The organism is Xanthomonas sp. SS (assembly GCF_014236835.1).
Classification (GTDB): domain Bacteria; phylum Pseudomonadota; class Gammaproteobacteria; order Xanthomonadales; family Xanthomonadaceae; genus Xanthomonas_A.
The window spans coordinates 3,257,831-3,283,389 of record NZ_CP051190.1; the positions used below are offsets into that span (position 1 = coordinate 3,257,831).

General features: G+C 68.3%; 20 protein-coding genes. 5 read left to right on the plus strand and 15 right to left on the minus strand.

Annotated features, from left to right (window positions below; all coding sequences use genetic code 11):
• Positions 1-131 precede the first annotated feature (131 nt).
• From HEP74_RS13500 to apbC, 3 genes are all read right to left on the minus strand, one after another.
• Positions 132-659, minus strand: a complete 528-nt coding sequence (locus HEP74_RS13500) for an RDD family protein (RefSeq protein WP_185813310.1) — start codon at positions 657-659, stop codon at positions 132-134.
• Positions 660-687: 28 nt separating this feature from the next.
• On the minus strand, positions 688-1,260 hold the full coding sequence (gene dcd / locus HEP74_RS13505) for a dCTP deaminase (RefSeq protein WP_185813311.1): 573 nt from the start codon (positions 1,258-1,260) through the stop codon (positions 688-690).
• Positions 1,261-1,388: 128 nt separating this feature from the next.
• Positions 1,389-2,240, minus strand: a complete 852-nt coding sequence (gene apbC / locus HEP74_RS13510; protein WP_185813312.1) for an iron-sulfur cluster carrier protein ApbC — start codon at positions 2,238-2,240, stop codon at positions 1,389-1,391.
• 781 nt (positions 2,241-3,021) lie between these two features.
• Between apbC and HEP74_RS13515 the strand changes: the two genes are divergently transcribed.
• Positions 3,022-5,769, plus strand: coding sequence for a TonB-dependent receptor domain-containing protein (locus HEP74_RS13515; protein ID WP_185816630.1), 2,748 nt, complete (start codon positions 3,022-3,024; stop codon positions 5,767-5,769).
• A gap of 188 nt (positions 5,770-5,957) precedes the next feature.
• On the opposite strand, the gene HEP74_RS13520 is transcribed toward HEP74_RS13515, so the two are convergent.
• Positions 5,958-7,547, minus strand: coding sequence for a tetratricopeptide repeat-containing sulfotransferase family protein (locus HEP74_RS13520; RefSeq protein ID WP_185813313.1), 1,590 nt, complete (start codon positions 7,545-7,547; stop codon positions 5,958-5,960).
• A 226-nt stretch (positions 7,548-7,773) separates the two neighbouring features.
• Positions 7,774-9,375, minus strand: coding sequence for a phytoene desaturase family protein (locus HEP74_RS13525; RefSeq protein ID WP_185813314.1), 1,602 nt, complete (start codon positions 9,373-9,375; stop codon positions 7,774-7,776).
• 399 nt (positions 9,376-9,774) lie between these two features.
• Here HEP74_RS13525 and HEP74_RS13530 point away from each other — a divergent pair, with 399 nt between their 5' ends.
• Both HEP74_RS13530 and HEP74_RS13535 read left to right on the plus strand, forming a co-directional pair.
• The gene (locus HEP74_RS13530) at positions 9,775-11,877 is read left to right on the plus strand and encodes a M13 family metallopeptidase (RefSeq protein WP_185813315.1); all 2,103 of its coding nucleotides are present in this window, start codon (positions 9,775-9,777) and stop codon (positions 11,875-11,877) included.
• 245 nt (positions 11,878-12,122) lie between these two features.
• On the plus strand, positions 12,123-14,132 hold the full coding sequence (locus tag HEP74_RS13535) for a M13 family metallopeptidase (protein WP_185813316.1): 2,010 nt from the start codon (positions 12,123-12,125) through the stop codon (positions 14,130-14,132).
• 409 nt (positions 14,133-14,541) lie between these two features.
• Here HEP74_RS13535 and HEP74_RS13540 read toward each other — a convergent pair whose 3' ends face one another.
• The 7 genes from HEP74_RS13540 to HEP74_RS13570 form a co-directional block, all read right to left on the minus strand.
• Positions 14,542-15,198 (minus strand): rhomboid family intramembrane serine protease, encoded by a 657-nt coding sequence (locus tag HEP74_RS13540; RefSeq protein WP_185813317.1) that lies wholly within the window; start codon positions 15,196-15,198, stop codon positions 14,542-14,544.
• 40 nt (positions 15,199-15,238) lie between these two features.
• Entirely contained in the window at positions 15,239-15,604 is a 366-nt protein-coding gene (locus HEP74_RS13545) for an MGMT family protein (RefSeq protein ID WP_185813318.1), read from the minus strand.
• Positions 15,601-16,536 (minus strand): DMT family transporter, encoded by a 936-nt coding sequence (locus tag HEP74_RS13550; protein WP_185813319.1) that lies wholly within the window; start codon positions 16,534-16,536, stop codon positions 15,601-15,603. Before HEP74_RS13550 ends, HEP74_RS13545 begins: the two co-directional genes overlap by 4 nt.
• A gap of 888 nt (positions 16,537-17,424) precedes the next feature.
• Entirely contained in the window at positions 17,425-18,783 is a 1,359-nt protein-coding gene (gorA, locus tag HEP74_RS13555; RefSeq protein WP_185813320.1) for a glutathione-disulfide reductase, read from the minus strand.
• Entirely contained in the window at positions 18,780-18,995 is a 216-nt protein-coding gene (locus HEP74_RS13560) for a hypothetical protein (protein ID WP_185813321.1), read from the minus strand. Before HEP74_RS13560 ends, gorA begins: the two co-directional genes overlap by 4 nt.
• On the minus strand, positions 18,982-20,259 hold the full coding sequence (locus HEP74_RS13565; protein ID WP_185813322.1) for a DUF418 domain-containing protein: 1,278 nt from the start codon (positions 20,257-20,259) through the stop codon (positions 18,982-18,984). The genes HEP74_RS13560 and HEP74_RS13565 overlap by 14 nt, the downstream gene beginning before the upstream one ends.
• Positions 20,260-20,434: 175 nt before the next feature.
• Positions 20,435-20,914, minus strand: a complete 480-nt coding sequence (locus HEP74_RS13570; RefSeq protein ID WP_185813323.1) for an FKBP-type peptidyl-prolyl cis-trans isomerase — start codon at positions 20,912-20,914, stop codon at positions 20,435-20,437.
• A 176-nt stretch (positions 20,915-21,090) separates the two neighbouring features.
• Between HEP74_RS13570 and HEP74_RS13575 the strand changes: the two genes are divergently transcribed.
• Together HEP74_RS13575 and HEP74_RS13580 are read left to right on the plus strand one after the other, a co-directional pair.
• Positions 21,091-21,570, plus strand: coding sequence for a C40 family peptidase (locus HEP74_RS13575; RefSeq protein ID WP_255423857.1), 480 nt, complete (start codon positions 21,091-21,093; stop codon positions 21,568-21,570).
• Between the two features lie 107 nt (positions 21,571-21,677).
• Positions 21,678-22,499: a C40 family peptidase gene (locus HEP74_RS13580; protein WP_185813325.1), complete on the plus strand. Its 822-nt coding sequence runs from the start codon at positions 21,678-21,680 to the stop codon at positions 22,497-22,499.
• Between the two features lie 152 nt (positions 22,500-22,651).
• On the opposite strand, the gene HEP74_RS13585 is transcribed toward HEP74_RS13580, so the two are convergent.
• From HEP74_RS13585 to HEP74_RS13595, 3 genes are all read right to left on the minus strand, one after another.
• On the minus strand, positions 22,652-23,131 hold the full coding sequence (locus HEP74_RS13585; protein ID WP_185813326.1) for an acyl-CoA thioesterase: 480 nt from the start codon (positions 23,129-23,131) through the stop codon (positions 22,652-22,654).
• A 171-nt stretch (positions 23,132-23,302) separates the two neighbouring features.
• The gene (locus HEP74_RS13590; RefSeq protein WP_185813327.1) at positions 23,303-24,139 is read right to left on the minus strand and encodes a class I SAM-dependent methyltransferase; all 837 of its coding nucleotides are present in this window, start codon (positions 24,137-24,139) and stop codon (positions 23,303-23,305) included.
• Between the two features lie 7 nt (positions 24,140-24,146).
• The gene (locus HEP74_RS13595; protein ID WP_185813328.1) at positions 24,147-25,487 is read right to left on the minus strand and encodes a dicarboxylate/amino acid:cation symporter; all 1,341 of its coding nucleotides are present in this window, start codon (positions 25,485-25,487) and stop codon (positions 24,147-24,149) included.
• Between the last annotated feature and the right edge of the window lie 72 nt (positions 25,488-25,559).

Below are 25,559 nucleotides of genomic sequence, written 5' to 3' on the forward strand. Positions count from 1 at the left end.
CGGGATTGGGGAGTCGGGATTGGGGATTCGCTGCAGCGATCTCCACTTCCCGACTGCCTGAGCCATGCGATCGGCCCTGGCGCGGTCGCGCCGTTGCCGGCCGCCGATGCGCGGCGGCCGGCACGTCCGCATCAACGGCGGACGTTGACCACCTGGGTGCCTGCGATCAGGTCGTGCAGGCAACGCTTGTCCTTGCGGAAGATGAACAGCGCATCCACCAGCGCATAGAAGTTGCCTATGATCGGCACCAACGCCAACAGTTGGGTCGGCAGGTAGCGCAGCGCGATCAGCCGCCACAGCGGCGGTTGCCCGCCCTCCAGATCGGCGATACGGATCCACAGCAGCTTCTTGCCCCAGGTCTGCCCGGTCTTGGCCAGCGGATAGCCCTGCACCGCCAAGAACACCACGAACGACAGCACCGCGTAGCCGGCCATGGTAAGCCACGGCATCGGCTCGCCACCGCGCGCCGCGTCCATAACCCTGCCGAAATAGCCGGTGAGCGCGGCCAGCGGCAGGAAGGTCGCCAGCGCGATCACGCCGTCGATCAGCGCCGCGCCGAAGCGCTCGCCGCGGCCGGCCAGCACCTCGGCGCCGTCCAGCGCCAGCGGCGCCGATGGCAACGGCGCTTCGGGCGCCTGGTAGGGATTGGGGTCGTTCATTGCGCGCTCCTTGTGCAGTTGGGAAAAATCAGGTCCTGGGCAGGGTCACGCCGGTCTGGCCCTGGTACTTGCCGCCGCGGTCCTTGTAGCTGGTCTCGCACACGTCGTCGGCATCGGACTGGAAGAACAGCATCTGCGCCACGCCTTCGTTGGCGTAGATGCGCGCCGGCAGCGGCGTGGTGTTGCTGAATTCCAGGGTGACGTGCCCTTCCCACTCCGGCTCCAGCGGCGTGACGTTGACGATGATGCCGCAGCGCGCGTAAGTGCTCTTGCCCAGGCACACCACCAGCGTGTCGCGCGGGATGCGGAAGAATTCCACGGTGCGCGCCAGGGCGAAGCTGTTGGGCGGGATGATGCATTCGTCGGCCTCGATGTCCACGAAGCTCTTCGGATCGAAGCGCTTGGGGTCGACGATGGTCGAGTTGATGTTGGTGAACACCTTGAACTCGCGCGAGCAACGCACGTCGTAGCCGTAGCTGGAGGTGCCGTAGCTGACGATGCGCTCGCCGTTGAGCTGCTTCACCTGGCCCGGCTCGTAAGGCGCGATCATGCCGTGCTGCTCGGACATGCGGCGGATCCAGCGGTCGCTCTTGATGCTCATACGTCTTCCTGATGCCTGTGGCGGCAGGCCGGAACCTGCCCGCCGGGAGCGCGGCCGACGCCGGAGCGGGCCGCAGTGACCGGCGATTCTAGCCGGTCGCGGCGCGTTCGCGGCGGCCGTGGCGGCGCTCAGAGCAGCGAGGCGGAAATCGGGATCGACGCGCGTGGCCGCTTGCGCAGCTCCTCGGTCAGGCGCTGCGCGGTCGCCAGATAGGCCAGCGCGGCAGCCGAGTCCGGGGCCGCGGCGACGATCGGGGTGCCGGCGTCGCCCTGCTCGCGGATCGCGATCGCCAACGGCAGCGATCCCAGCAGCGGCACGCCGTACTGCTGCGCCATGCGCTGGCCGCCGCCTTCGCCGAACAGGTGCTCGACATGGCCGCACTGCGTGCAGGTATGCACCGCCATGTTCTCGACGATGCCCAGCACCGGCACCTCGACCTTCTCGAACATCTTCAGCGCCTTCTTCGCATCCAGCGTGGCGATGTCCTGCGGCGTGGTCACGATCACAGCGCCGGCGACCGGAATCTTCTGCGCCAGGGTCAGTTGGATGTCGCCGGTGCCCGGCGGCAGGTCGATCAGCAGGTAGTCCAGGTCGTCCCACAGCGTATCGGTGAACAGCTGGGTCAGCGCCGAGGTGGCCATCGGCCCGCGCCAGATCATCGGCGTGTCCTGGTCCACCAGCAGCCCGATCGACATCGCCTCGATGCCGAACGCGCGCATCGGCTCGATCGACTTGTTGTCGGGGCTGTCCGGGCGGCCGCTCAGGCCGAGCATGGCCGGCACGCTGGGGCCGTAGACATCGGCATCCAGCACCCCGACCCGCGCGCCCTGGCGCTGCAGCGCCAGCGCCAGGTTCACCGCGGTGGTGGACTTGCCCACCCCGCCCTTGCCGGAACCGATGGCGATGACATTGCGGATCCGCGGCAGCGGCGTGAGGTTTGGCTGGACGGCGTGGACGGGAATGCGGGGACGGTCGGTCATCGGAAAACTCGTAGAGGAAACGTCGCAGCGCGCCGGCGCGCGGCGGGAACAGGGATGGCAGCGGCGAGCGCCGTCTGTCGGGAGGGCGTCGCAACGGATCGAATTGGGGCATGACTATACAAGTGCGGCGTGCCCTCCATGTCGGTGCAGCCGCCAGGCAGCCGCGCGACGTTGCGCCAGCGCAATCCCGTCTCGGCAGCGCGCAATCGCAGCCTCGGCCAGCGAGCCGGCGACCCAAGCATGGGACATCGGTCTTCCGCCAAGACGTAGCGTCGGCCGGCAAGCGCGCCACGCTATGGACCTCTGTACCGATCATCGCGCCCCATTATGGCGAAGCACGCTCACCGAATTGGTGCAGGACCACCATCATTGGCGAGGCCGCGCCAAGTCGCCGGATGCCCGGTTTGTGGGCCCTCCGGCAAATTGCCGCGTTATCACAAATGCCTATTCAGTTATATGGCCGATGCCACGCCCCCGAATGGTGCAAAGCAGCGTGAAAGGTGTCGCCACGGGCATACAACGCCACGTTTGGCGGGCGTTTGCTGCCAGATAGGCGCAGATCGACCCTGTAGACGAAAAAGGTGACACGGCTGTACAAATGGCGTTAAGTTCATGTTACGTTTGGGTTGCTCGCATGGATGCGGAACCGATTTCAAGGCATATGTCGTGGCACGACGCCCCTCGCCTTTTCTTTATTGATTTCCGGGGATAGAGATAAATGACTGCTCGTCAGACACGTAGTTTCAAGCACAGCCGCCTGAGCGCGGCGTTGGTGACCGCCATGGTCGTGCCGGCCGCGTTCAGCGCCTTCGCGCAGGACAGCACCGACACCAAGGCCACCGACCTTGAGAAGGTCACGGTCACCGGCTCGCTGATCCCGCAGAGCGAGATCGAGACCGCCACGCCGATCACCACCATCACCGCCGAAGACATCAAGGCCCGTGGCTTCAATTCGGTGGCCGATGTGCTGCAGAAGAGCTCGTTCGCGACCGGCGCGGTGCAGGGTGGCCAGAGCTCCGGCACCTTCACCCAGGGCGCGAAGACGGTCAGCCTGTTCGGCCTGTCGCCGGGCTACGTGAAGTACCTGATCGACGGCCGGCCGATGTCGAACTACCCGGCGCTGTACAACGGCAGCGACACCTTCAACAACATCAGCGGCATTCCGATCGACCTGGTCGACCGCATCGAGATCCTGCCGGGTGGCCAGTCGTCGCTGTACGGCTCCGACGCGATCGCCGGCGTGATCAACGTCATCCTCAAGAAGAAGATGGACGGCGCGGTGTTCAGCATCCGCGGCGGCGGCTTCTCCGAAGGCGGCGGCAGCAACTTCCGCGCCACCTTCGCCGACGGCTGGACCTCCGCCGACGGCCGCACCTCCGTGCTCGGCGGCGTGCAGTACGAAGAGAAGGATCCGATCTGGGCCTACGATCGCGGCCTGACCAAGCAGTACAACACGCAGGGCTACAGCGCGCCGCTGATCAGCCGCGACTTCCTGGTGTACAGCCCGTTCACCAGCTACAAGTTCCTCGACCCGGCCAACTGCGGCAACGTTTCCGGCCTGTTCGGCGGCACCATGGCGCTGCAGCAGCGCCCGGGCTTCGGCGACGAGTACTACTGCGGTTCCAAGTACACCCCGGGCTACCGCACCCTGGACAACGGCCAAAAGTCGCTGCAGGCGTACGTGCACGGCACCTTCGACCTCAACGACAACGTGCAGCTGTACGGCGACGTGCTCTACAGCAAGGACCAGGTCAAGTACAACTCCGGCGGCAGCTATCTGTGGTGGGGCACCGCTTCCGACTTCGGCTATTACTACGATCCGAACCTGGACGACCTGGTCAACCTGCAGCGCTCGTTCGCGCCTGAGGAAGTCGGCCCGAACGGCTTCAACGACACGATGAGCCGCGACACCAGCGAGTCGGTCCGCGTCACCTTCGGTGCGCAGGGCACGCTCGGCCAGTCCAGCTGGGACTACGACGCCGGCGTCACCTATACCCAGTACAAGCTGGAAGAGCGCAGCCTTGTCCGCTTCAAGGACCCGATCGACCAGTTCTTCATCAACAAGGTGCTGGGACCGCAGCAGGGCCTGGATCCGATCTACAACGCCTATCCGGTCTACACCCCCAACTACGCGGCGTTCTACTCGCCGATCACGCCGGAAGAATTCGCCAGCTTCACCGGCCATGCGACCAACAAGAGCAAGACCTCCGACGGCATGCTGCGCCTGCAGCTGACCAACGCCAAGCTGTTCACCCTGCCCGGCGGCGACGCGGGCCTGGCCGTGGTCGGCGAATACGGCAAGCAGAAGTGGGACTACGATCCGGCGCCGGAGATCCTCAACGGCGAAGTGTGGGGCCTGACCTCGGTGGCCGGCGGCGGCGACCGCGACCGCTACGCGCTGACCTCGGAACTGCGCATGCCGGTGTTCGAGCCGCTGACCATCACCCTGGCCGGCCGCTACGACGCGTTCAAGGCCAGCGGCACCACCGTCGACAAGCCGACCTACAGCGTCGCGCTGGAATACCGTCCGTTCCAGTCGCTGCTGCTGCGCGGCAAGTACGGCACCGCGTTCCGCGCGCCGACCCTGTCCGACCAGTTCCAGGGCGAGAGCGGCTACTACAACTCGGTGGTCGACTACTACCAGTGCGCGCAGCGCGGCTACTTGCCGGGCAACACCGACAACTGCCCGGCCGCCTACTCCAGCCGCCAGTTCCGGGGCACGCAGTCCGGCAACCTCGGCCTGAAGCCGATCAACGCCGATGTGTGGAGCGCAGGCTTCGTGTGGTCGCCGGTCGACCGCATGGCACTGACCTTCGACTACCTCAACTGGGACATCAGCGATGAAGTCACCCAGCAGAGCGCCGACGCGCTGAGCCTGCAGGATTATCGCTGCCGCGCCGGCATCGACGACATCAGCTCGGCGCTGTGCACCAGCGCGATGGCGCAGGTCACCCGCAACGCAGCCGGTCAGATCACCGGGATCTATACGCCGAAGATCAACGTCTCCAATCAGAAGCTGGAAATGGCCGTGGCCTCGTTCCGCTACGGCTACGACTTCGGACGTTGGGGCGACCTCAGCTCGGTGGTCAGCTACACGCAGAAAATCAGCCACGAATACACCCAGTATGCTGGTGACGAACCGATCGACATGCTCAACAATCCGTACTGGAGCACGGATCCGAAGCGCAAGGCCGATGCCTCGCTGACCTGGGAAATCGGCGACTTCGCGACCACCTGGTACGCCAGCTGGTTCGACAAGACCCCGAACTACGCGGCAAATCTCAGCACCGCCGGTTACGATGCGCCGCGCGCCGGCAAGCTGCCGTCGCACATCACCCACAACGCCAGCGTCACCTACACGGCGTTCGAGGGCATGGAGCTGTCGCTGATGCTCACCAACGTGTTCAACAAGATGCCGCCCTTCGACGCGTCCTACCCGGGCAGCGCGACTTCGCCGTACAACGCGTACAACTACGATGCATACGGCCGCGCGTACTACCTGGAAATGCGTTATTCGTTCGGCAAGTAATCGAGCCTGAAGCGACACCAAAGCCCACCCGCGAGGGTGGGCTTTTTTTATGCGTGGCGCCTGCTGGCGGGATATGTGCGACAGCGACTGCAAGCACCCGCTTTGGCGCCCGCAATGACCCGCGGCCGCACGCGCGATGCTGCGACCCTGGCGTTCGGTCGATCCGTTATCGGAAGATCCGTGCCGCCTCAGCGGCTGCCTTGCCCCGTCGCTTCGAGCGATTGCGTATCCAGCAACTGTTTCAGTTCGGCGAGATCCTCGCCGTAGCGCTGCCAACGCCCCATGTAGGCACGGGTCATCGAGGTGCGCACCTGGACCACGCTGGCGGTGGCCACAGGCGCCTGGTTGCGCTCGAAATGCAGGCAGGCCTCGTCCCACGGCAAGCCGCAGAACTCCAGCAAACGGCGTGTGGTCGGCTCCTGCTCCAGCACCAGGTCCGCGTAGTCGATTTCCAGCAGACGCTGCGGGAACAACGCGCGCCAATGCGCCATCAAACGCTCGAACATCAGGTAATAGCGGCCGACGTCCATCAGGTCGAAGGAATAGTCGTAGTACGGCGAGGACAGCGCGAACAGCTGACGGAAGTTGCTCAGGCAGGTGTCCATCGGATCGCGCCGCAGGCAGACGATGCGCGCGTTCGGTAACGCGCGCGCGATATGCCCCACGTACAGGAAGTTGTGCGGCAGCTTGTCCACGAACCGCGGCTTGGCGGCGGTGCCGGGACGGGTGGACTCGACGTAGGCGCGGCCGAGTTCGCGCCAGTCCAGCCCCTGCAGCTGGGTCAGCGTGGCCACGTCCAGAATCGCCGACGATGGCGTGCGCACCAGGCGCTTGAGCGCCACCGAGAAATTCTGCAGCTCGCCGGCCGAGTGCACCTGCGGATGGCTGGACAGGATCCGGTCCACCAGGGTGGTGCCGCTGCGAGGCATGCCGACCACGAAGATCGGCTCTTCGCTGTCGAAGCCCGGCGCAGGCGCAGCGTCGGCGCGGAAGGCCTGCTGCAACGCCTCGAACAGCACCGCATCGCGCTCGGACGTGTAACCGCGCGCGCGCTTCTGCACCGCCTTGCCCTGCACGTAGCCACGGAACGCGGCATGGTAGTCGCCGAGATCCTCATGCTCCTTGGCCAGCGCCAGGTTGAGATACAGCACCGCTTCCGGCGCGTCGCCGGCAGAAGCCAGCGCCTGCTCCAGCAAGGCCAGGTTGTTCTCGTCCGCGCTCCACTTGCGCAACTGCGACAGCGACAGATAGACCTTCCAGTAGCGCGGCTCCAGGGCCAGGCAGGCCCGGTATTCCTGCTCGGCTTCCTGCAGGCGCCCGGAGAACAGCAGCGAGGTGCCGAGGTTGTAGCGAAAGCTGGCGTGTTGCGGCGCGAGCTGCACCGCCTGGGTGAACGCGTCCAGCGCGGCGACGTGTTCGTTGACCTGGGTGTAGACCACGCCCAGCGTGTCCAGGGTATGCGCGTCGGCCGGCCGCAACGCCATCGCCTGGTCGGCGAAGTGATGCGCCTCCTGCATGAAGCGCCCCATCGCCAGCACCTTGGCCAGCTGCGTCGCGTAGTCGGCACGCTGCGGATTCAACGTCGTCGCCTGATACAGGTGCGCCGCGGCAGCTTGCATCTGCTTCAGTTCCAACGCCGCCACGCCGGCCACGAACTGCACGCCGGCGTGTTGCGGCAACGCGCGCAGAAGATGCTGCGCGAGCCGCTGCGCCTGGCCCCAGTCGCGCTGGTTGAGCGCGGCGACAGCCTGGTTGTAGAGCTGAACCTGTTCGGTCATGGAGGGGCCTGATGTCGGAGGAAGCCGGCGCTGGGGCGAGGACGCCACGGTTAGAGCGAACGGCCAGCCATTATGCCCGGCGATCGGAACGATGGTCTTGGCGCGGATGCCTGCGCCATGTCGCATCGGATCCGCGCACCGACGCGGCGCGATGTGCGGCAGCGGCGCACCCGTCCGTGAAACGAATGCGCCGCATCGCGGTGCCGGCAAGCGGCACAGCGCTCAGTCAGCGCCGCCCATCGTCCAGCAGCGCCATCGCCGCATTGTGTCCTGGCGCGCCGGTCACGCCGCCGCCCGGGTGGGTGCCGGAACCGCACAGGTACAGGCCGGGAATCGCGCCGCGGTAGTTGGCCTGGCCGAGCATCGGGCGGGCGCTGAACAACTGGTTGAGGCTCAGCGCGCCATGGAAGATGTCGCCGCCGATCAGGCCGAACGTGCGTTCCAGGTCCAGCGGGGTCAACGCCTGCCGGCCCAGCACCGAGTCCGCGAAGCCCGGCGCGTAGCGCTCGACGGTGGCGATCATCAGCTCGGCGACTTCGTCGCGGTGCGCGTCCCAACTGCGCCCGTCCGGCAACTGCGGCGCCACGTGCTGGCAGAACAGGCTGGCCACGTGCTGGCCGGGCGGCGCGAGCGAATCGTCCAGGGTGCTGGGGATCAGCAGTTCGACGATGGGATCGCGCGACCAGCCGCGGTCGCGCGCATCGCGGTAGGCGCGGTCCATGTAATCCAGGCTCGGCGCCAGGATGATGCCGGCGGTGAGATGGTCGCCCTGCCCCGGCAACGCGCGGAACTGCGGTAGCCGCGACAGCGCCACGTTCATCCGGAACGTGCCCGAGCCGCAGCGCCACTGCGCCATGCGCTCGCGGGTGGCGGCCGGCACGTGCGCCGGGTCGAGCAGGCGCTCGTACAGCAGCTTGGGATTGACGTTGGCGACGACCCGGCGCGCATGCAGGCGTTCGCCGTGTTCGGTGACCACACCGACCGCGCGCCCGTCCTCGACCAGGATCTCGCGCACGCCGGCGTCGGTGCGGATCTGCGCGCCGGCCGCGAGCGCCGCCTTGGCCATCGCCTGGGTGATCGCGCCCATGCCGCCAAGCGCGTGGCCCCAGGCGCCCTTGACCCCGTTGCTCTCGCCGAACACATGGTGCAGCAGCACGTAGGCCGAGCCCGGCGTGTAGGGGCTGGCGTAGTTGCCGACGATGCCGTCGAAACCGAACAGCGCCTTGACCGGATCGCTCTCGAACCAGCGCTCCAGGTATTCGGCGGCGGAGATGGTGAACAGGTCCAGCAGCTCCTGGCGCAGGCCGGGATCGAGCGCATGCAGGCGGCGGCCGAGGCGGCCGGCGCGCAACAGTTCCGGCAGCGCCTGCATCCAGCCGCCATCGGTCACGTTCGGCGGTGGCTGCAGCGCCAGCGCGCGCAGCACGTCGGCGATGCGTTCCAGCCGCACCTCGTAGGCCGGCAGGCGTTCGGCGTCGCGCCGCGAGAACTTCGCCACCTGCGCCTGGGTGATGCCGGCGCCTGCCAGCAGGTAGCGGTCGTCGGGCAGCGGCACGAAGTTGTTGCAGCGGCGCGGCACGATGCGCAGCCCGTGCGCGGCCAGGTCCAGATCGGCGATCACCTTCGGCTGCAGCAGCGACACCGTGTAGGACGCCACCGAATTGCGGAAGCCCGGGTGGAATTCCTCGGTGACCGCAGCGCCGCCGACCACGCCGCGCCGCTCCAGCACCGTGACCTTCCAGCCGGCGCGCGCGAGGTAGGCGGCGCAGACCAGGCCGTTGTGGCCGGCGCCGACGATCAGGGCATCGCAGGACGGTTCGCGCTTCATCGTGTAGATAGTATGCGAGTCCCTCGCAAGAGCCCGCACATCCCTGCAGCGGCAAATCATAAAGCCCCTCTCCCCCGGGAGAGGGGTTGGGGTGAGGGTGCGGCGCGAAGCGTCTCGTGGATTTGGGAGCACGAGGCTTCGCCCCGACAATCATCCGCCGCTGCGCGGCACCTTCCTCCGAAAAGGGGCCATGGTCTGGTGGGAAAAGGGGTGCGCTGGCCTGCGCGCGCGGCGCAGCGGCGGCCAGTCGGCCGCGCCCCGGCTGATCGCAGCACCCGGCCCATGACCTTCGACACCCCTGAAACCCCGGGCAGCGGCGTACAGTCTCGCCACGGCCCCTCGGGCCATTCCGTATCCACGCTGGCTTGGAGCCTCCTAGTGACCTTTCGCAATCCCCAGATGCTGTTGTTGACCCTGGCCGTGAGCGCCGCCCTGAGCGGCTGCAACAAGCCCGACGCGGCGGCGCCCGCCGCCGACACCGCCAAGACCGAGGCCGCCGCGCCAGCGCCTGCCGCTGCGCCGGCCGAGCTGAAGCTCGACGCCAGCAAGCTGCCGGCCTACAACGCGTTCAGCGCCAACGACCTGGATCCGACCAAGGAGGCCTGCAGCGACTTCGCCGGCTACGTCAACGGCAAGTGGCTGGCCGCCAACGAAATCCCCAAGGACCGCAGCAGCTGGGGCGCATTCTCGATCCTGGACGAGCGCTCGGTCGCCGTGCAGCACCAGCTGGCCGAGCAGGCCGCCGCTGCGGCCAACGCGCAGGGCGTGGACAAGATCGTCGGCGATTTCTGGTCCTCGGGCATGGACGAAGCCAAGGTCAACGCGCAGGGCATCGAGCCGCTGAAGACCGACCTGGCCGCGATCGACGGCCTCAAGGACGGCCCGGCGGTGGCCGAGTACCTGCGCCAGAGCGCGGCCAAGGGCGAGAACGGCCTGTTCGGCTTCGGCGCCGAGGCCGACTTCAAGAACTCCTCGATGAACATGGCCTACGCGATGCAGGGCGGCCTGGGCCTGCCCGACCGCGGCTACTACTTCGATGCCGACAAGAAGGACAAGCTCAACGCCTACCAGGCGCACGTGGCCAAGGTGCTGGAGCTGTCCGGCGTGCCGGCCGCCGATGCGGCCAAGCAGGCCAAGGACGTGGTGGCGCTGGAAACGCGCCTGGCCAAGGTCTCCAAGTCCAGCGAGGAAATGTCGCGCGATGCCGAGCTGTCCTACAACCCGGTGACCCCGGCCGAGGCCGACAAGCTGGCCCCGAACTTCCCGTGGACCAAGTTCTTCGAATCGCAGGGCGTGGCGGTGCCGGAGAAGTTCTCGCTGGCGATCCCGGCGTTCCACGAGGAAGTGAGCAAGGCGCTGGGCGACACCGACCCGTCGGTGTGGCGCGCCTACCTGCGCTTCCACACCGTGGACAGCGCCGCGCCGTACCTGAGCGACGCGTTCGCGCAGGAGAGCTTCGCGTTCTACGGCAAGGAGCTCAACGGCCAGGCCGAGATGAAGCCGCGCTGGAAGCGCGTGCTCGGCAGCATCGAGGACGGCGCCGGCGAGGCGATGGGCCAGATGTACGTCAAGGTCGCCTTCTCCGCCGACGCCAAGGCCAAGATGCAGCAGTTGGTGGACAACCTGCGCCAGGCGCTGAAGGCGCGCATCGAGAACGTCACCTGGATGAGCCCGGAGACCAAGGCCAAGGCCATCGCCAAGTGGGAGACCTTCACCCCGAAGATCGGCTACCCGGACAAGTGGCGCGACTACAGCGGCCTGAGCACGCAGCGCGACAGCTACCTGGACAACGTGCGCGCCGCCACCGCGTTCAACTACAAGTACAACCTGAGCAAGATCGGCAAGCCGGTGGACAAGACCGAATGGGGCATGACCCCGCAGACGGTCAACGCCTACTACAACCCGCTGCAGAACGAGATCGTGTTCCCGGCCGCGATCCTGCAGCCGCCGTTCTTCGATCCCACTGCCGACGACGCGTTCAACTACGGCGGCATCGGCGCGGTGATCGGCCACGAGATGACCCACGGCTACGACGACCAGGGCGCGCGCTTCGGGCCGACCGGCAACTTCGAGAACTGGTGGACGCCGGCCGACGCCAAGAACTTCGCCAGGCTCACCGGCAAGCTGGTCAAGCAGTTCGACGAGTACAAGGTGGACGGCAAGCCGGTCAACGGCAAGCTGACCCTGGGCGAGAACATCGCCGACCTGGGCGGCCTGTCCACCGCCTACGACGCGATGAAGAAGGCCACCGAGGGCAAGGACGATCCGAAAGTCGGCGGCATGACCCGCGACCAGAACTTCTTCCTCAACTGGGCCACCGTGTGGCGCACCAAGTACACCCCGCAGAACGCGGCGGTGCGCCTGACCACCGACCCGCACGCCCCGGCGCAGTTCCGCGCGATGGGCGCGCCGTCGAACCTGCCGGCCTTCGCCGCCGCGTTCCAGTGCAAGGCCGGGTCGCCGATGGTGCGCGCCGGCGACAGGCAGGTCGTGATCTGGTAAACGCGTCAGCTCCTCCGCAACGCGAAAAGGCCCGGCATGTCCGGGCCTTTTCTTTGCGCGCTGTACGCGCCGGGCCGCATGCGCATCGCGCGGGAGACGCAGCGGCGACACCCCCACGCCCGCCTGGCGCATGCCCGCGCATCCATCTGAACAGGTTGGGGAAAGCCGCGCCATGCCAGGGACACAGCTGCGGGCCGCAGCTTGTTAAACTCCGCCGACTTTAATCCTGACCGGATTCGCTCCCGATGCTCAATGCCCGTCCGCTTGCCCTCGCTGTCGCCCTCGGCCTGATCGCCCTGGCGTCCACCGCCGATGCCGCGCCCAAGAAGAAGCGCGCCGCCGCCAAGGCGCCCGTCGTCAGCGCCGCCTGCACCGATTTCTACGATTACGCCAACGCCGACTGGCTGAAGAGCAACCCGCTGCCGCAGACCGGCGCGGTCACCGCATTGGGCCAGCTGTCCGCGCGCGCGCAGCAACAGCAGCGCGACCTGCTCGATGCGTCGATGCAGTCGCCGCAGAATTCGGTGCAGAAGGCGCTGGGCGATTTCTGGGCCAGCGGCCTGGACGAAGCGGCGGTGGAGAAGGACGGCTCCAACCCGATCGCGCCGCTGCTCAGCCGCATCGACGCGATCAAGAAGGCCAAGGAAGTGCCAGCCTCGATCGCCGCGCTGCACCAGGTCGGCATCCCGGTGGCGTTCAACTTCGGCGCCGACGTCGACCTGAAGGCGCTGGACCGCCACATCGGCTACTTCATGCAGGGCGGCATGGGCCTGCCCGACCCGGCCTTCTACACCCGCACCGACGCCGACACCGTCGCGCTGATGGGCCGCTACCGCGCCTACGTCAAGCAGATCCTGACCCTGACCGGCACCCCGGCGGCCAAGCTCGAGGCCGACACCCAGTCGGTGCTGCAGATCGAGACCGCGCTGGCGCGCAGCGCCAAGTCGCTGGCCGGCATCAACAACCCGTTCAACAACTACGCGCCGATCTCCACCAAGGAGTTGAACAAGCAGTATCGCAACCTGCAGTTGGACGCGTTCCTGAAGGCGCAGGGCGTCAACGACGACCTGGTGTCGATGGCCGACCCGGACATGTTCAAACAGCTCGACGGCATGATCGTCAGCATCAAGCCCGACCAATGGAAGGCCTACCTGCGCTGGCGCGTCGGCGACGCGATGGCGCCGTACCTGTCCAAGAGCTTCCGCGACGCCAGCTTCGAGTTCCGCGGCCGCGTGCTGGAAGGCCAGACCCTGCCGCCGCAGCGCTGGTCGCAGGTGCTGGACGCGATCAACGTCGCCGCCGGCCCGATGCTGGGCCGCGAGTACGTCGGGCGCTATCTCAACGCCGACACCCGCCGCCAGGCCGAGAGCATCGCGGACCAGGTGCGCGACACCGAGATCGCCGCGCTCAAGCGCAACACCTGGCTGAGCGAGTCGGCGCGCGTCGAAGCGCAGGCCAAGCTGGCCGCGCTGAAGATCGAAGTCGGCGCGCCGCGCCGCGACCTGGACTACAGCGTGCAGCCGATGGGCCGCGGCAGCTTCGGCGGCAATATGCTGATCGCCTCCACCTGGCGCCACCGCGAGGAAATGAAGCGCATCGGCAAGGGCAACGCCGACCGCCGCTGGGACGTGCTGCCGCAGCAGCCGGCGCTGACCTACGACCTCGCCCAGAACCGCCTGATCGTCACCGCCGCGCTGCTGCAGCCGCCGGTGTTCGTCGCTGGCGGCGATGCCGCCGCGCTGTACGGCGGCTACGGCGCGCTGGTCGCGCACGAACTGATCGGCGCGATCGACAGCAAGGGCAGCCAGGTCGACGCCAAGGGCGAACTGCGCAGCTGGTGGACCCCGGAAGACAAGAGCGCGTGGAATGCACTGAGCGCGCGCGCCGCGGCGCAGTACGGCGCCTACGACTTCCCCGGCGTGAAGGGCGCCAAGGTCAACGGCCAGCTGACCCAGGAACAGGACCTGACCGACATCGGCAGCGTCGAACTGGCCTGGCAGGCGTATGCCGCCGCCCAGCCCGCCGCCGGCGACGCCGGCAAGCAGGCGTTCTACAAGGCCTGGGCCGGCCTGTGGGCGCAGCAGCTGTCGCCGAACGAAGCGGTGCAGCGCGTCACCGCCGACGTGCACGCGCCGGGCCGCTGGCGCGCCAACGGTCCGCTGGCCAACCTGCCCTCCTTCGCCGCCGCCTTCACCTGCAAGGCCGGCCAGCCGATGGTGCGCAGCGACGCCGAGCAGATCCGCGTCTGGCCGTAACCGCAGTTCGCTAAGCAGTGCAGGCACGACGGCGCGGGCAACCGCGCCGTCGTCCGTTGTGGCGATGGCGATCGGCAAACTCCGCCAGCCTCGCGGCGCCTGGCAACGACCATCGGCGCGACGAAGCCAACGCGCCGCGCCATCAGCCGATGGCGCGGCGCAAAGTCACCCTCATCTGCGACGATGCGTCTCGAAGGACTACCCGCTGCGCTCGAACGCACGCTCGCTCAGTTGCGGCGCACGGATGCATCGACCCTCGAAATGCGCTGAGTGCGCATCGCAGACATCACTGCCGAAGTGGAAGTGGCCGCTTTGCGTGGGGCTATGTCGGATCGCCACTCAGGATCGTTCGCGGCGCACGCCGGATCATCTCACCGCAGCGGCGCCCGTCGATGCAGGCCGATACCCCTCAGCGCACGATCCGCGGCCGCGGCGGCTTGCGCTTGCCGAACGGCGGCTGGCCGCGCCAGTAGCGGATCAGCAGCCAGCCGAACAGCATGCCGCCCAGGTGCGCGAAATGCGCCACGCCCGGCTGCCAGCCAGTGAACCCCATCACCAGCTCCAGCGCGCCGAACACGATCACGAAGGTGCGCGCCTTCATCGGGATCGGCGGGAACAGCAGCATCACTCGCTGGTTCGGGAACAGCATGCCGAACGCCAGCAACAGGCCGAACACGCCGCCGGAAGCGCCCAGGATCGGGTACGGCTCGCCGCCGTTGCTGACCGTCCACCAGCCCACCAGCAGCTGGCACAGGCCGGCGCCGGCCACGCACACCAGGTAGTAGGTCAGGAAGCGCTTGTTGCCCCAGGTCTGCTCCAACGGGCCGCCGAACATGTACAGCGCCAGCATGTTGAACAACAGGTGCGAGAAGCCGCCATGCAGGAAGCCATAGGTCAGCAGCTGCCAGATCTGGAAATTCTGTCCCGGCGAAAACGCGTCGAAAGCGCCGATCGGCCACAGCATGAAAGGCGCGAAGGTGTCGTCGCCCAGCAGTTGCTGCAGCAGGAACACCGCCACATTGCCGATCAGCAGGGCTTGGGTAACAGGCGGAAGTCTGGGAAACATGGTCGTGTCCGTGGCAACTGCCGACCATCATAGCCGCTCGCTATTGCGGGCCCCATAACGCCGCGTCGAGGTCGCGCGCCGGTGTTGGGGCACGCTTCACCCGTCCGCCCTGCACCGCCACGCCTTCGGCGCGCAGCCGCTGGCACTGTTCGCGAAAGCCGCGCGAACCTTCCGGGAAGGCGATGCGTCCATCGCTGCGCAGCACCCGGTGCCAGGGCAGCGCCGGATCGGCGTTGCCGCCTAGCACCCGCGCGACCAGCCGCGCGCGGCCGGGCAGCCCGGCCAGCATCGCCACTTCGCCGTAGCCGCGCACCTGGCCGGACGGGATCGCGCGGATTGTCGCCAGGATCCGTGCCTGCGCCGCCGCCGAGGCCTCGGCGGCCGGCGTGGGACGCGGCCCGCTCATGCCGGCGGTGTCCGTGCGGGCCGCGACACCGTCAGCACCCCGCCCAGCACCAGCAGCGTGCCGGCGATCTGCCACGGTCCCATCGCCTCGCCCAATAGCAAGACGCTGAGCACGATGGTCGAAACCGGACCGAGCATGCCGATCTGCGACGCCAGGCCCGAGCCGATCCGCCGCACCGCCAGCATCGTCGCCAGCACCGGCACCGCCGTGCACAGGGTGCCGTTGAGCAGCGACAGCGCGTACACCGGCGTCGGCAGCAGCAGGGCGTGCAGCGGCCGCAGCAGCAGGAACTGGGCGATGCACAGCACGCAGGCGACCAGGCTGGCGTAGGCGGTCAGCCGCACCGCGCCGATCCGCGCCACCATCTGCCCACTGCCGACCAGGTACAGCGCATAGGCCAGCGCGCTGCCGAACACCAGCAGGCTGCCCCAGGCGGTGTGCGCGCCGCCGACCTGCAGGTCGTGGCCGAAGGCCAGCAGCACGCCGAGATAGCTCAGCGCCAGCGCCCACAGCTGGCGACGTTGCGGCCGGCGGCGGAACACGAGCACGCCGATAAGCAATACCAGGGTCGGGGTCAGGTACAGGATCAGCCGCTCGAGCGTCGCGGTGATGTAGGCCAGGCCGAGGAAATCCAGGTAGCTGGCCAGGTAGTAGCCGAGCACGCCGAGCGCGACGATGCGCCAGCGGTCGCCGCGCTGCAGCGGCGGCGCGCGGCGCGCGGCCCACAGCGCCATCGCCGCGAAACACGGCAAAGCCACAAGCATGCGCAGCGCCAGCAGGGTCACCGCGTCCACCCCGTAGCGATAGCCGAGCTTGACGATGATCGCCTTGCCGGAAAACGCGATCGCGCCGCCGGCGGCCAGCAGCACGCCGCCCAGGTCGGCATGCGCAGTCGCCAGCGGAGCGGCGGTCGAGCGCTCGGACGCGCTCATCGCGGACCGGCGCCGAAACGGAAACGGAAACGGAAACGGACATCGTGCATGCCGCCCATTCTACGGCGGCTGCGCCCGCACCCTCATCCGGCCCTGCGGGCCACCTTCCCCCGAAAAGGGGTCCATGGTCCCGACGGGAGAAGGGAACAGCCGCGGCGTGCAGAGCCCCTCTCCCATCGGGAGAGGGGTTGGGGTGAGGGTACGGCGCGAAGCGCCTCGCGGATTGGATGCACGAGGCTGCGCCCGCACCCTCATCCGGCCCTGCGGGCCACCTTCCCCCAAAAAGGGGGCCATGGTCCCGACGGGAGAAGGGAACAGCCGCGGCGTGCAGAGTCCCTCTCCCATCGGGAGAGGGGTTGGGGTGAGGGTACGACGCGAAGCGCCTCGCGGAGTTTGGTGTACGAGGCTTCGCCCGCACCCTCATCCGGCCCTGCGGGCCACCTTCTCCCGACGGGAGAAGGGAAAAGCCGCGGCGTGCAGAACCCCTCTCCCATCGGGAGAGGGGTTGGGGTGAGGGTACGGCGCCAAGCGCCTCGCGGATTGGATGCACGAGGCTGCGCCCGCACCCTCATCCGGCCCTGCGGGCCACCTTCTCCCGATGGGAGAAGGAAACAGCCGCGGCATGCAGAGCCCCTCTCCCACCGGGAGAGGGGTTGGGGTGAGGGTATGGCGCGAAGCGCCTCGCGGATTTGGATGTACGAAGCTTGCGCCCGCACCCTCGTCCCGCCCTACTGGCCACCTTCTCCCGTGCAGACGACATCGCGGCGCGGCGTGCCGGATTGGCATGCAGACCCGAAAAGGGGATTGGCGGGTCGGACCGCACTCGCCGTCCTGACCTCAGGGCCATGCCGTATGCAGCGGCGCTGCAACGCCGCGCATCTCAGCGCCTCAGCGCATCAGCACCACTTCCTCGGCCGAGGTCGGATGGATCGCCACCGTGTCCTCCAGTTGGCGCTTGGTCACGCCCAGCTTCAGCGCCACCGCGAAGCCCTGCAGGATCTCGTCGGCGCCGTCGCCGAGCAGATGGAAACCGACCACCCGTTCGTCCTCGCCCACGCAGACCAGCTTGAACAGGCTGCGCTGCGGCGAGTCCGCCAGCGCATGCAGCATCGGCCGGAAATTGCTGCGATACACCGACACCGCGTCGCCGTAGCGCGCCCGCGCCTGCTCTTCGCCCAGGCCGACCTGACCCAGCGGCGGATGCGAGAACACCACGCTGGGCACGTTGTCGTAGTCCAGCCGCGCCTGCGGCTGGTCGCCGAACAGGCGATCCATCAGCTTGCGTCCGGCGGCGATCGCCACCGGGGTCAGGCCGACCTTGCCGGCCACGTCGCCGATCGCGTACAGCCCCGGCACGTCGGTGTTCTGGTAATCGTCGACCAGCACCTCGCACTTGTCGCCGATGCGCACGCCCAGCGCTTCCAGGCCGATGTCCTTGCTGTTCGGACGCCGCCCGATCGCGAAGAACACCTGGTCCACCGCCTCGCTCGGCTGCCCGTCGCCGTCGTGCAACTGCAAGCCCTGCTCGCCGCGGCGCAGGGCCGTGGCGCGATAGCCGAAATGCAGGCGCACGCCCTGATGGCGCAGGTTCTCGGCAAGCTGCCGCGCCAGTTCCGCATCGAAACGCTCCAGCAGGCGCTCGCCCTGCACATACAAATCGACGCGGCTGCCCAGCGCCTGCAGCAGGCCGGCCAGTTCCACCGCGATATAACCGCCGCCGACGATGGCCACGCGCGGCGGCGCCTCGCACAGATTGAAGAAATCGTCCGACACCAGGCCCAACTCGGCGCCCTCGATCGGCGGCCGCAGCGCATGCGCGCCGGTGGCGATCACCACGTGGCCGGCGCTGACCCGCACGCCGTCGCCGCATTCCACCGTATGCGCGTCCAGCAGCCGGCCACGCTGCGGAATCAGCACCACGCCGTCGGCATCCAGGCGCCGCCGGTAGCTGCCGTGGATATTGCCGATATAGCCCTGGCGATGCGCCACAAGTTCCGGCCACGACAAGGTGGAACTGGGGATGGAAAAACCGATGTCGCGGGCAAGATCGATGCGCCCGACCAGATCGGCCGCCAGCCACATCGCCTTCTTCGGCACGCAGCCGATATTGACGCAGGTGCCACCGAGCGCGCCCGGCTCCAGGATCGCCACGCGCGCGCCGAGGCCGGCCGCACGGAACGCGGTGGCCAGGCCGCCGGAACCGCCGCCGAGCACCAGCAGGTCGTAGTCGTAGACGGCATCGCTCACTGCAAACGCTCCACGCGGTACGGCGTGGTGTCGATCGCGGGCGACTGCCCGTAAATCAGGTCGGCCATCGGTTGTCCTGTCGTGTTGCTCATGCTGATTGCGAGCATGCCACGAGCGGTGGCGCGGCACGCGTGAGGATGTCGTGGCGGATCGATGCTCGGCACGTCGTCGCGGGCCGTCGTGTTCACCGCATCCGTTTCACTGCGCGCCATGACGGCGCAGCGGTTGCCAACGCAGATAGCTCGCCGAACGCCACAGCCATTCCGCCGGACCGAAGCGGAAATGGCGCAGCCACAGCTGCGACAGCGCCACCTGCAACGCGAACAGCGCGAACGCGAACGGGACCTGCCAAACGCGCGGTAGCCGTTCGAAATACCCCAGGCCATAGCCATAGAACAGCATGGTGCACAGCAACGACTGCAGCAGGTAGTTGCTCAGCGCCATGCGCCCGGCCGGTGCCAGCCAGCGCAACGCCGGGGCGAAGCGCAGCAGCCAGGCAGCATAGCCCAGCGCCATCATGCCGCTGGCCACGGTGGCCAAGGCGAACGCGCCGGCCAGGCGCAGGTCCAGGCGTGCCGGATCCATCCACGGCTCCAGCTGGAAACTCAGCAACATCAGCGCCATGCCCAACGGCAACACGCCCCAGCGCAACGCCGCCAGCAGCCGCGGACGCCGCAGCGGCTGCTGCGCCAGGCCGCTGCGCACGCACCATGCGCCGAGCAGGAACATGCCGAAGATGGTCGGCGCATTGAACACCAGCGTGCCCAGCGTATCGATCAGATCGCGCAGGCGCTGCGCGGTCGCCTGCGCATAGCTGCCATGGCCGAACACCTGGCGCTGCTGTTCCAGCGCCGCCGCCGCGCGCTGCGCCTGCTCGGCCATGTCCTGCCGCCACTGCATGGCGCCGTGCGGGTCGGCCTGCGCCGCCGAGCCGATCGCGCCAGTCAGCAGCGACAGCAGCGGCGAGCACAGATAGACCACCAGCGCCATCCACGGCAGCCAGCGCGTCGGCGCCTCGCGAAAGGCCAGCAGCATGAACGCCAACAGCGCATAGCTGACCAGGATGTCGCCGGACCACAGCAGCACCGCATGCAGCACGCCGATCAGCAGCAGCACCGCGCTGCGGCGCACGAAAAAGCCGCCGAACTGGCGCCGCGCCGCCTCCGCGCGCTGCGCCATCACCGCAAAGCCCATGCCGAACAACAACGAGAACAAGGTGTAGAACTTGCCCTGCACCAGCAGGTAGACCGCCGCATCGGCGATGCGGTCGGCGCCGCGCAACAGCGGATCCAGCCCGGTCATCGCCGTGTCCAGCGGACCGACGAAACCCTCGATGTTCATCAGCAGGATGCCGAGCAGCGCGAAACCGCGCAGCACGTCCATAGTGACGATGCGTTCGGCGGGCGCGACGGGCTGCAGCACGGGAGCGGAGGAGGCCAAGGCGTGGCACCGGACGGAAGGCCGGCGATCATCCATCGCCGCGGCGCGCATGCGCCAAGGCGCATCGCGAAGTAAGTGAAGTACGCATGCGGGCTAGCGGCGAGCGCGGCAACGCCGCTCGCCAAGCCCATCAATCAGGCAGCGCCAGCAACGAAGCGCGCACCCCCACGGCGGAGACGGATCCCGCGAACGGGACCCGCGCCGCGCTCACTCAATGGTGATGACCGCCCTCGCCGTGCACGTGGCCGTGCTCGATCTCTTCCGGCTTGGCTTCGCGCACCTCGAGGATCTCCACGTCGAAATGCAGGTCCTTGCCCGCCATCGGATGGTTGAGGTCGACATCGACCACGCTCATGCCGACCTTCTGCACGGTCACCGCGCGCGGGCCGAAGTTGGTCTGCAGGACCACCTGGCTGCCCGGCTGCAGCTTGGTCGCGCCGAAATGCTTCTTCGGCACGCGCTGGGTCAGGCCCTCGCGGTAGTCGCCGTAAGCGTCCTTGGCGGCCACGTCGACGCCGAAGCTGGCACCGGCTTCCTGCTCCAGCATCGCGTTCTCCAGGCCCGGGATGATGTTGCCGTGGCCGATCAGGATCACCAGCGGATCGCGGTCCTTGGACGTCTCGATCGGCGCCTGGCCGGCTTCGGAGACGGTGTAGTGGAAACGGACGACGCGGTCTTTTTCGATCTTCATGTGCAACTCTGCGCTGTGGCTGCCGATGGCAGACGGTGTGGACGGCTTGTCGGCCGACGAGGGCGCCGCCATGATGGCGGCCATCTAAGGTTGCGCATTATCCCGGCTCCATGCAGAACAAGCCAGTTGCAACGTCCACGCGGCGCCGTCTTCCCTGTTGGGCGGCCCTGCTGTGCATGGCCGTGCTGGCCGCCTGCGGCCGCCACGAGGTGCGCCCGTCGCGCCCGCCGCCACCGGTGGCGGTGCGCAGCTGGCCGCAGGTGGCGCCGGCCGACCCGGCCGCGGCCAACGCGGTGCTGATGCGCGCGCTGGGCCTGGTCGGCACGCCCTACCGCTACGGCGGCAACACCCCCGATTCCGGCTTCGACTGCAGCGGCCTGGTCGCCTATGTCTACCGCGACATGCTCGACCTGCAGCTGCCGCGCACCTCGCGCGAACTGGCCGCGGTGCAGGGTCCGCGGATCGATCCGCAACGCCTGAGCACTGGCGACCTGGTGTTTTTCGGCAGCGGCGGCACGGTCAGCCATGTCGGCATCTACGTCGGCGAGGGCCGCTTCGTGCATGCCCCCAGCACCGGCGGAACGGTCCGCCTGGACTATCTGGACGGGGCCTATTGGCGCGACCACTACACAGGCGCCAAACGCGTCCTGCACTGAACTGTGGTTGCGCTCACATTCATAATTACGAAATATTAACGTAATTTGAACTTCCTCTTGCCGTCTACAGGGCATGATCGCCCATCGTTTGAATTTGTGATCGAAGCGTGACGACCGAAGCCAAGACCTCTCCAGGCAAGACCTCCGTCCCCCGCCGGGCCGCCTTCCGCTTAATCTGTACCGCCTCGCTCTGCCTCTCGGCCGTTCCGGCCCTGGCCCAATCGGCCCCGGCCGACACCGTGGTCCCCGAAGCGATCGCCCCCGTGGCACCGGCGCAGATGACCGCCGCCGGCACCACCAGCACCACTCCCACGACTTCCCAGCCCGCGACCGCCAAGCCGGTCGCCGCGCAGGCCCCGGCCACGGCACGCAGCAAGGCCGACGCCGCCGCCACCGCCACCCTGGCCGCCCTGCTCCCGCATCTGGCCGCCAACGACACCATTCCGCTGATGGACCGCTCGGCGATGTTCGCCGGCGACATCAGCCGCCTGCTGGCCAACTACGACGTGTCCCAGGCTCCGCTGCGCGAAGGCGTGGTCCCGGGCGGCGACAAGGTGCAGTCGGTGCTCAAGCGCGCCATGGCGCTGCTCGGCACCCCGTACCGCTGGGGCGGCGAAGACACCGAAGGCTTCGATTGCAGCGGCCTGGTCGGCTACGTGTTCCGCACCGCGCTGGGCATCGAGCTGCCGCGCGTGTCGCGCGAGATGGCGCGCGAGGCCAATGCCGAACTGATCAAGGACCGCGACGCGCTGGCACCGGGCGACCTGGTGTTCTTCGGCCGCAAGGGCCGCGTCGACCACGTCGGCCTGTACGTCGGCGAAGGCCGCTTCCTGCACGCGCCGAGCCGCGGCAAGGACGTGCGCGTGGACACGCTGACCAGCGGCTACTGGAGCGAGAAGTTCGTGCAGGCGCGGCGCGTGGCGATGTAAACCGCGCGGCTCGCAGGCAACCAACGAAAGGCCGCTGGAGACAGCGGCCTTTTTGTTGCTGCGGGTCGCGCCGCCCTGCGCTGCATGTCCGGGCCGCGCGCCGGCCCGGGAACGTCACCGCGCCTGCGGCACGGCCCAGACCGGCGCCAGGCTCAGGCCTGGTAGTGGGAGATGGTGTCCTCGATGCCCTTGCTCAGCTCCATCACCTTCAGCGCGTACTCGGACAGGCGATGGTCCTCCGGCGTATCCGGAGTCCACGACGGCACCGGGGTCGGCTTGCCTTCCACCCCGTCCAGGGCCACGAACACGATGATGCAGTGGGTGCACAGCCGCGAGTCGCCGCCCATCGGGTCGCGCGCGCGCACGTCGATCGCGAAATGCATGCTGGTGCTGCCGGTGTAGACCAGCTTGGCGGTGACCGTGACCATGTCGCTGATCCGGATCGGCGAGACGAAGCGGATCCCGCCCACCGCCACGGTCACGCTGTAGCGCCCGCTCCAACCCACCGCGGCGGCGTAGCCGACCTGGTCGATCCACTTCATCACCACCCCGCCGTGGACCTTGCCGCCGTAGTTGACGTCGATCGGCTCGGCCAGAAAGCGGAAGGTCAGTTCGCGTTGCGTGCCGCTCATCGGGGCTCCAGGGAAGGAAAAGAAGCTGAAGTCTGCCACGTACCGATGCTGCGGGCGCCGCGCCGCGGCGACACGCGGATCGGCGGTTCAGGGCCGGCGACAGCATCGCGCAGGATCGCCACGCCGCGCACCTTCGCCTCGCCGGTGAAGCCCGCTCGCGATCGCGACGGCCTAGCCAGCCGCCAATGCCGGGTTGTCGCGCTTGCGGATGCACAGCCACGGAAAGTGCGGTTGCCGCCAGCGCAGCGCGCGCAGGCAGCGGGCGCGCAGGCTGCGCGGATCGAACAGCACGCGCAGCGCGATGCCGTCGAGCGCGGCCCAGGTGTGCTGGTGGTACTGGCTGGCCAGTTCCGCGCAGCCCAAGCCGCTGAAGTAGCGCAGGCTGCGCGCGGCGCTGGCCTGCGCCTGTGCGGCGTCGGCGTAGAACGGACTGTCGATCACGTGCAGTTCGCCGTCGTGCTGCAGCAGGCCGAGCAGGCGCGCGATCAGCGCGCGCGGGTCGGCGAAATACTGGATGCAGGCCGGCAGCACGACCACATCGAAGCGCTGCGGCGGCAGCGGCAGCGTGTGGATGTCGCCGGCGACGAAGCTCACGCGCGCACTGGCCGCGAACACGCGCGCGGCCTGCGCCAGCTCGGTACGGTTGACGTCGACGCCGCAGACCTCGCGCTGCAGGCCCTCGGCCAGCCGCTGCGACAGCCAGCCGTTGCCGCAGCCCAGTTCGAGCAACGGCCCGCTGCCGCCGCGCGCGCGCAGGTGGCGCAGCAGGCGCCGGCACGACTCGGCACGCACCCGCCACTCGTGGCTGGCGGCCAGCGCCCCGCCGGGATGCGGCAGCGTGCGTACCTGCGCGTCGCTGTAGACGCGGCCTTCCTGCTGCCGGACCGCGAGGTACTGGCGCTCAAAGGGATCGGCGGCCAGCGCCTGCTGCACCAGCACCCCATCGATCGGCGTCAGCCCGGGAAGCCGCAGCAACTGTTCGCGCAAGCGCGTCGCGGACGTGCTCACCGCGGAATCAACGCAGCTGGCCGGACCCGTCGGCCGGCGGATCTTCCAGGCCGACATTGCTCGAGGCCGCCTCGTACACGCGGCGGTCGAGCAGGCCGGTTTCCTTGGCCACCAGCACCGGCACCAGCATCTGCCCGGTGACGTTGGTCATGGTGCGCATCATGTCCAGCACGCGGTCGATCGCGTACAGGTAGCCGATCACCTCCAGCGGCAGGTTGGCCGCGCTCAGCACCACCGTGGCCATCACCACCGCGGTACCGGGCACGCCGGCGGTGCCGAAACTGCCCAGCACCGAGGCGATCAGCACCACGAAATACTGGTTGGCGGTCAGCGGCACCCCGGTGTACTGGGCGATGAACACCGCGCACAGCGCCGGGAAGATCGCGCCGCAACCGTCCATCTTGATGCTGGCGCCCAGCGGCACCGCGAACGCGGCGTAGTCCTTGTTGACGCCCAGGTTATGGGTGATCGAGCGCATCGCCACCGGCATCGCGGCGAAACTGGAGGAACTGACGAACGCCACCTGCATGCCCGGCGCGGCGCCGCGGAAGAACTTCCACGGGTTCAATCCATGCGCCAGCAGCAGTCCGCTGTACACCACCAGGATGTGAATCGCGCAGGCCAGGTACAGCGCCAGCACGAAGTTGCCGAACGGCAGCAGCTTCTCGAAGCCGTAGCTGCCGACCAGCGAGGCGATCAGGCCGAAGGTGCCCAGCGGGGTCATCTCCAGCACGAAGCGGGTGACCTGGATCATGATCTCGCTCATCTGCCCGGCGAGCTTGCGCGCCTGCGCCACGCGCTCGCCGAGCTTGACCATCGCAAAACCGAGCAGGCCGGCGAAGAAGATCACCGGCAGGATCGAGCCGCGCCCGGCCGCCAACACCGTTTCGCCGGCCGCATTGGTCTTGGTGCCGATGCCGGTCAGCGCGTAGAACGGATTGGACGGCACCACGTCCAGCAGCACCTGGATCGGGCTGGGCACGTCGCGCGGCTTCCAGGCGCTGTCCACGCTCAGGCCGAAGTGGCCGGCGCCCGGCTGCAGCAGCGTGCCCACGCCCAGGCCGACGCCGACCGCCAGCGCGGCGGTGAGCACGAACCACAGGAAGGTGCGCCCACCGAGCTTGGCCACCGATTGCTGACCGTGCAGCGAGGAGATCGCGTTGATCACCGCGAAGAACACCAGCGGCACCGCGATCATCTTGATCAGGGTCACGTACAGGTCGCCGAGCGGCCCGAACCAGGTGTCCGCCGCCGGTCCCATCGCCCAGCCGGCCAGCGCACCGAGCACGAAGCCGGCCACCACGCGCTGCCAGAACGGGATGCGCAACCAGGCGGTCACCACTTTCATCGATGCTGTCCAGAAAATCTCGGGGTCCTGCACCATAGCGCAAGCCGGCGCGGGCGACGACGCCATGGCTGG